Source organism: Larkinella harenae (genome assembly GCF_054780515.1).
This window is the reverse complement of sequence record NZ_BAAGWE010000021.1, coordinates 20,899-27,451: the sequence shown is the minus strand read 5'-3', so window position 1 is coordinate 27,451 and position 6,553 is coordinate 20,899. Positions and strand designations below refer to the sequence as shown.

Annotated in this window: 5 protein-coding genes; all 5 read left to right on the top strand. The window is 48.1% G+C overall.

Annotated features, from left to right (window positions below; translation table 11 throughout):
* The first annotated feature begins 430 nt into the window (after positions 1–430).
* Positions 431–769, top strand: a complete 339-nt coding sequence (locus tag ACYVH9_RS31220; protein ID WP_460640383.1) for a PadR family transcriptional regulator — start codon at positions 431–433, stop codon at positions 767–769.
* On the top strand, positions 757–3,405 hold the full coding sequence (locus ACYVH9_RS31215) for an ABC transporter permease (RefSeq protein WP_460640382.1): 2,649 nt from the start codon (positions 757–759) through the stop codon (positions 3,403–3,405). The genes ACYVH9_RS31220 and ACYVH9_RS31215 overlap by 13 nt, the downstream gene beginning before the upstream one ends.
* 619 nt (positions 3,406–4,024) lie before the next feature.
* Positions 4,025–4,924 carry an SDR family oxidoreductase gene (locus ACYVH9_RS31210; RefSeq protein ID WP_460640381.1) on the top strand — a complete coding sequence of 300 codons (900 nt, stop codon included), beginning with the start codon at positions 4,025–4,027 and terminating at the stop codon, positions 4,922–4,924.
* A gap of 10 nt (positions 4,925–4,934) precedes the next feature.
* On the top strand, positions 4,935–5,495 hold the full coding sequence (locus ACYVH9_RS31205; RefSeq protein ID WP_460640380.1) for an SDR family NAD(P)-dependent oxidoreductase: 561 nt from the start codon (positions 4,935–4,937) through the stop codon (positions 5,493–5,495).
* Between the two features lie 13 nt (positions 5,496–5,508).
* A complete protein-coding gene (locus ACYVH9_RS31200) occupies positions 5,509–6,429 on the top strand; it encodes a helix-turn-helix domain-containing protein (RefSeq protein ID WP_460640379.1) in 921 nt (306 codons plus the stop codon).
* The last annotated feature ends 124 nt before the right edge of the window (positions 6,430–6,553 follow it).

Sequence of the window (6,553 nt, the reverse complement as noted above, 5' to 3'; positions counted from 1 at the left end):
TCATTACAATTGTAAGCGATTGCATCGATCAATTGGCTTTGTTACTCCACAACAGAAATGGGAGGAAGCCATAGAATACGACTCAACCATTTTGGAAAATCTGTCCAACTAATAAGGGGCTAAGACACTCAGGAGGAGTGTTTTCTTGAGACACTGACCTAAAGCATTGTGCTCTAAACTTAAGCCCGATAAGGAGCATAGGTTATGAAATAATACGCTACGAAATTCATCAACTTCCTGTCCGTTTCTACATCGGATCTGTCCAATAACGGACAAACCCGATGTAGGTGAATAGCTAAATCAGCTGTTTTAATGCCTGTAGGCTTGTTTGGAAAATTGTGGCTAGGTATTTGTACGACAAACCCTATATTAATAGCAATCTTGAAGAAGCTTTGTGGCTAATCTTAACTGATTCCTCCCGCTTTCCACTATGAAACGAGCATTTTTAGGTGAACTAGAAGAAGTAGTCCTGCTGACGGTGGCCGCACTGCAAGAACAGGCTTATTGCGCTTCTATCACCCAAACCATTGACCAGCAGATGGGCCGTAGCATCAGCTTTCCGACGGTCCACACTACTCTGCAACGACTCCAGGAGAAGGGCTTTGTCTCCTCCCATATGGGCGGAGCTACCGCCGAACGGGGCGGGCGTCAAAAACGCCTGTTCAACGTTACAGCCACTGGCCAGCGGGCCTTGATTGAGTGCCGGCAAGTGCGTAACCTATTGTGGGAGCAAATTCCAATTCCAATTCTTCAACTATGGGGCGCTTAAATAAGGACGAGGGTTTTTCCTCAGGGCCGCCCCGCTGGGCCAACTGGTTATTGAACCGCTTTGGCCCGCCTGGATTGGAAGATGAGCTGCAAGGCGACATGTTGGAGATGTACGTGTACTGGTTGAAGACCGTGGGTTTAAAGAGAGCCCGCTGGCGATATGGGCTAGCGGTGCTGCGACTGATCCGCCCCTTTACCGAGTCCACGGCCAAACAATCTAATGACTATTCTCAACCCTTAATCTTACAACCGGCTATGATCAGCAACTATCTCAAAATCGCTTGGCGTAATCTGGCCAAAAATAAAACCTTCTCAGCGATTAATATTGGTGGATTAGCCGTGGGCATGGCCGTAGCCATGCTCATCGGTTTGTGGCTATGGGACGAACTATCGTTCAATGTATATCACCAGAATTACAGCCGGATTGCTCAGGTGTATCACCGCAATGTCTCAAACGGAGAAGTCAGAACGGGGGGATACAGCCCCGTCCCGTTGGGCGATGAGTTACGTAGGGCCTACCCTGATGACTTTCAGTACGTGGTCATGTCATCGTGGACGAACAAGCACATTCTGGCCTACGGCGACAAGAAATTCAGCAAAACGGGCAATTACTTGAGCGCCGACGCCCCCAATATGCTGACCTTAAAGATGCTCAAGGGCTCACGTGCTGGGTTGACCGAACCGGCTTCAATCTTCTTGTCCGAATCCGTAGCCACCGCACTCTTTGGCAGCGTAGACCCTCTGGGTAAGATCGTCAAGATTGACAACAAGTTGACGGTCAAGGTGACGGGTGTGTATGAAGACCTTCCCGACAACACGCAGTTCCACGATATGCTCTTTATTGCACCTTGGGATCTGTTCGTTTCGTCGGAGGATTGGGTTAGGCAATTAAAAACCAACTGGCAGGATCATTCCTTTCAGATTTTAGTACAGCTTGCTCCGAACGCAAATCTGGATGCAGTTACGGCTAAAATCAAACGTATAAAGGCAACGCATAGTCCCGAGGAGCTGGCCTTCAAACCTGAAACGTTCTTGCATCCCATGAGCCGCTGGCATCTCTACTCGGACTGGGACAAGCAGGGAAACCCCGGTGGCCGCATCCAGTATGTCTGGCTGTTTGGTATTATTGGCGTGTTTGTCTTGCTACTAGCCTGCATCAACTTCATGAACTTGAGCACGGCCCGCTCTGAGAAACGCGCTAAAGAAGTGGGCATTCGCAAAGCGATCGGGTCGGTACGCACTCAACTGATTGGTCAATTTTTGGGTGAATCGCTGTTGGTTGTCGTCATCGCTTTTGGCCTGTCCTTGGCAGGCATGATACTGGTACTGCCTCTCTTCAATGAAGTTGCCAATAAGCAACTGGTTATACCTTGGTGTAATCCAGTTTTCTGGCTGCTAGGCCTTGGCTTCACCCTCTTTACCGGCCTGATGGCCGGTAGTTATCCGGCCATTTTTTTATCCTCATTCCAGCCGATCAGCGTACTCAAAAGTAGCTTCCGGGTAGGTCATCTGGCGGCCATTCCCCGTAAAGTGTTAGTGGTCGTACAATTTACGGCTTCGGTTACGCTCATAATCGGCACGATTTTAGTTTTCCAACAAATCGAACACGCCAAAAACCGACCCATCGGTTACGACCGCAATGGCCTGATAACGGTACCTATCAATACGCCTGAGCTACGAGGCCGGTACAGTGCGCTACGAGGTGAACTATTACAGACCGGCGCGGTCGTCGACATGTCAACCGCATCTAGTTCAGCGACGTATTTAGACTACCGAAGTGGCGGTTTTGAGTGGCCGGGTAAAGACCCGACGTTCAAAGATAATTTTGGTGTAACGGCCGTTACACATGATTTTGGTAAAACAGTTGGCTGGAAGTTTAAAGAAGGTCGGGACTTCTCCCGACAGTTCTCCACGGATTCGTCGGGCATGGTTTTAAACCAAACCGCTGTGCGGTACATGGGTCTCAAAAACCCAGTTGGCAAAACAGTTACGTGGCGAAACCGCTCATTTCAGGTGCTGGGCGTTATTAGCGATATGGTCATGGAGTCACCGTTTGATCCGGTAAAGCCAAGCGTTTTCTTGTTAAATTATGACTGGGCTAATGCCATTAACATCAAACTTGATCCAACATTGAGCGCTAGTGAATCGCTGGAGAGGATCGCCTTAGTATTCCGACGCTTCAATCCAGGCAGTCCATTCGAGTTCAAATTTTCCGATCGGGAATATGCGGCTAAGTTTGCCACTGAAGAACGGGTTGGTAAACTGGCCTCCGTATTTGCCTTGCTAGCTATACTGATTTCGTGCCTGGGTCTTTTTGGCCTGGCTTCGTTCATGGCCGAGCAACGTACCAAAGAGATCGGCGTTCGCAAAGTGTTAGGAGCATCGGTGCTCAACCTGTGGGGGCTGTTATCGAAGGAATTTGTTGTCTTGGTGCTTATCGCCTTTTTGCTAGCTACGCCAGTGGCTTACTACGTCTTGTCCAGTTGGTTGCAAAAGTTCGAATACCGGACCGAGCTGTCGTGGTGGATTTTTGCCACCACTGGCGTTGGTGCCATAGTCATTACACTGATGACGGTGAGTTACCAAAGTATCAAAGCTGCTTTGTTGAATCCGGTCAAGAGCCTACGTAGCGAATAAAGCTTCAGTAAACCTTAACTGCATCGACGATCGATCAATGCAGTTAAGGTTACTATTCATCTCGCCAAACGCCCGCTACGGCGGCCTGGCCATTTTGAAGCACATTCATAGCGCCTATTCCTTTGTCTCAGAATATTGATCGTCATTTACCCTCTCAGGGCTACTCATTACACCAAGAGTGTAAGTCAGAGGACAAGGATTTAGACGACATTTTTTTTATTACGCTGGCCTTTTGCTAGATGCCTAGATTTCAGCTAAATCTCTCAATACAAGTCCACAGGTAATGGTGCGAAAAAATACAAAATTGGGTAGGCTAACCATTTTGGTTGGACTGTTATTCATCGTCAGTAAGGCAGGGAATTGTCAAATTGCTAATACGCTTTCCCCGGCGGATAAAGGATTCGGCCTGTCGAAGTCCTGGCAAGAAACCAACTATAATTTCGCTTATTTTAATAAAGTAAATCGCCGTTCCTGGGACAGTACCTAAAAAGCACTCATACCCCAGGTGCTGGAGACCAAAAACGCCCCATAAAGGTACTTTGACTACAACATTCTGTCTTTTGGCTAAAACGGTTTTGCCCAGGCTGCGGATTTTTGCATCAACAAAAGAGCAAAAGAAATGAACATTGTAGTAACAGGCTCGCTGGGTAATATTGGCAAACCACTCACCCACAATTTAGTGCAGAAAGGGCACAGCGTTACCGTCATCAGCAGCAACCCTAACCGACAAAAAGAAATTGAAGCGATGGGCGCAAAGGCCGCCATAGGCACCATGCAGGATACAAATTTCCTGACCCAAACCTTTATCGGTGCCGATATTGTTTACCTTATGGAAACTATGGAAGCCGTTGGGAATAGCTTTGATAAGTCCGTTGATTTTATTGGCCAGATCACCCAGATTGGTCTAAATTATAAGCAGGCCATTGAGCGATCAGGCGTCAAGAAAGTAGTGCACCTAAGCAGCATTGGCGCGGATATGGATCAGGGGAATGGCATTCTGCTGTTCCATCATAATGTCGAACAGATCCTGCGGCAGCTGGATATACCCATCAAATTCATTCGTCCCGTAGGCTTTTACCTCAACCTGTTCTCGTTTATACCCACTATTAAACGGCAGGGAGCTATTATTTCCAACTACGGGGGGGATACCAAAGAGCCATGGGTATCGCCCAACGACATTGCCGCTGTGATTCGTGAGGAGATGGATAAACCTTTTGACGGTCGTACAGTTCGCTACGTAGCCAGCGATGAAGTATCGCCGAATGAAATCGCCAACGCGCTGGGGAAAGTCATTGGTAAGCCGGATCTCCAATGGAGAGTCATTTCCGATGAGCAACTGCTGACCAACTGGCTGACTATCGGCTTTAATGAACAGGTTGCCAAAGGCTTTGTCGAGCTACAGGCCAGTCAGGGGAATGGAAAGTTGTACGAAGACTACTACCGAAACCAACCGACGCCAGGGGCCGTTAAACTGGCCGACTTTGCGAAAGAGTTTGCCATCGCATACCACAACGATTAAGCCATTTTCTATGCAAACCGTACTCATAACCGGGGCCAACAAAGGGATTGGTTTCGAAACTGCAAAACAACTGGCGGAGCTCGGCTACCTGGTTTACATCGGAAGCCGGGATGGCCAAAAGGGCCTTGAAGCGGTAGAAAAGATCAAGGCGCTGGACTTCACCAACGTCAATTTGGTTCAGATTAATGTAGCCAACCATGATCCCGTCAAACAGGCCTTCAACGAGCTGGCATCAAAACTTGATGTATTGGCTAGTTTAATCAATAATGCCGGAAGTAGTGGCGAGAAGCCTCAGCCATTTTCCACCGGCGACATGACCAATTTACGCACCCTATTTGATACCCATTTTTTCGGGGCGGTTCAAACCACGCAACAATTCCTGCCGCTGTTGAACAAGTCGACTCAACCGATGATTATTAATGTCTCGAGCGAAGTCGGTTCGTTGAACCTGCAGGCTAATGAGGGCGAAAATCCGAACTGGAATTTGTACGTTGCGTATGGATCGACTAAAACGGCGATGAATGCCTTCACGATGCGGAAAAGTGCCGTGGTAGGTGAATCCAATTGGTAATCATTCCGTAGTTATGTCGACCGTAAAGCGCATTAAAACCATTAGCGAGTTTCACCGGCTCAGGAGCCTGCCCAAACCCGAACATCCCCTCATCAGCGTGGTCGATTACAGCGCCATCCAGCGCACACCGGAGATGAGTTCAATTAGCTGGGTGCTGGATTTTTACCAGATTTCCATCAAACGAGGTATGGCTGCCAAGCTCAAATACGGCCAGCAGGAATACGATTTTGACGAAGGCGTCATGTTTTTTATTGCGCCGAATCAAGTGTTCCGCATTGAAGCTGACCCAGAACCAAGCACTCCGAGATCGGGTTGGATGCTACTGATTCATCCGGACTTTTTATGGAATACGACCCTGGCCAGGGGCATCAAGCAATACGAATACTTTGACTATTCGGTGGCGGAAGCCCTGTTTCTTTCCGATAAGGAAGAGACGGTGATTAACATCATCATCGAAACGATTCGGCAGGAGTATCATGCCAACATGGACAGATTCAGCCAGGGAATTATTATCTCCCAGCTGGAAACCCTGCTGGGCTATGCCGAGCGATTTTATCACCGTCAGTTTATTACCCGAAAAATCAGTAACCACGCGATTCTGGACCGTCTGGAAGCGGTACTTACGGATTATTTCCGACAAGATGAATTGCTAAAAAGTGGGCTGCCAACGGTTTACTACCTGGCCGAAGTCCTGCATATTTCGCCCAAGTATTTAAGTAGTTTGTTAAAAGTGCTGACGGGGCAAACTGCCCAGCAGCATATTCATGAAAAGCTCATTGAGCGGGCGAAAGAGCAATTATCGACCACTGACCTTTCTATAGGCGAAATTGCCTTTGCCCTGGGCTTTGAGCACCAACAGTCCTTCAGTAAGCTGTTTAAGACAAAGACTCAGCTTACCCCGTTGGCGTTCCGGCAATCGTTTACAGCAAATTGATGGTTACCTCTACTTTATAGGACCATGAGTATTCCCTTTGTTACGGAGCGAAATTATGACGTACCGATCGAAACCCTTTGGCGAGTCCTAACGGATAGAGACGCCAAGAGCGAATGGAATTTCT

Coding starts and splice junctions, on each gene's coding strand:
- ACYVH9_RS31220 (WP_460640383.1), top strand. CDS start 431: ATGAAACGAGCATTTTTAGGTGAACTAGAAGAAGTAGTCCTGCTGACG.
- ACYVH9_RS31215 (WP_460640382.1), top strand. CDS start 757: ATGGGGCGCTTAAATAAGGACGAGGGTTTTTCCTCAGGGCCGCCCCGC.
- ACYVH9_RS31210 (WP_460640381.1), top strand. CDS start 4,025: ATGAACATTGTAGTAACAGGCTCGCTGGGTAATATTGGCAAACCACTC.
- ACYVH9_RS31205 (WP_460640380.1), top strand. CDS start 4,935: ATGCAAACCGTACTCATAACCGGGGCCAACAAAGGGATTGGTTTCGAA.
- ACYVH9_RS31200 (WP_460640379.1), top strand. CDS start 5,509: ATGTCGACCGTAAAGCGCATTAAAACCATTAGCGAGTTTCACCGGCTC.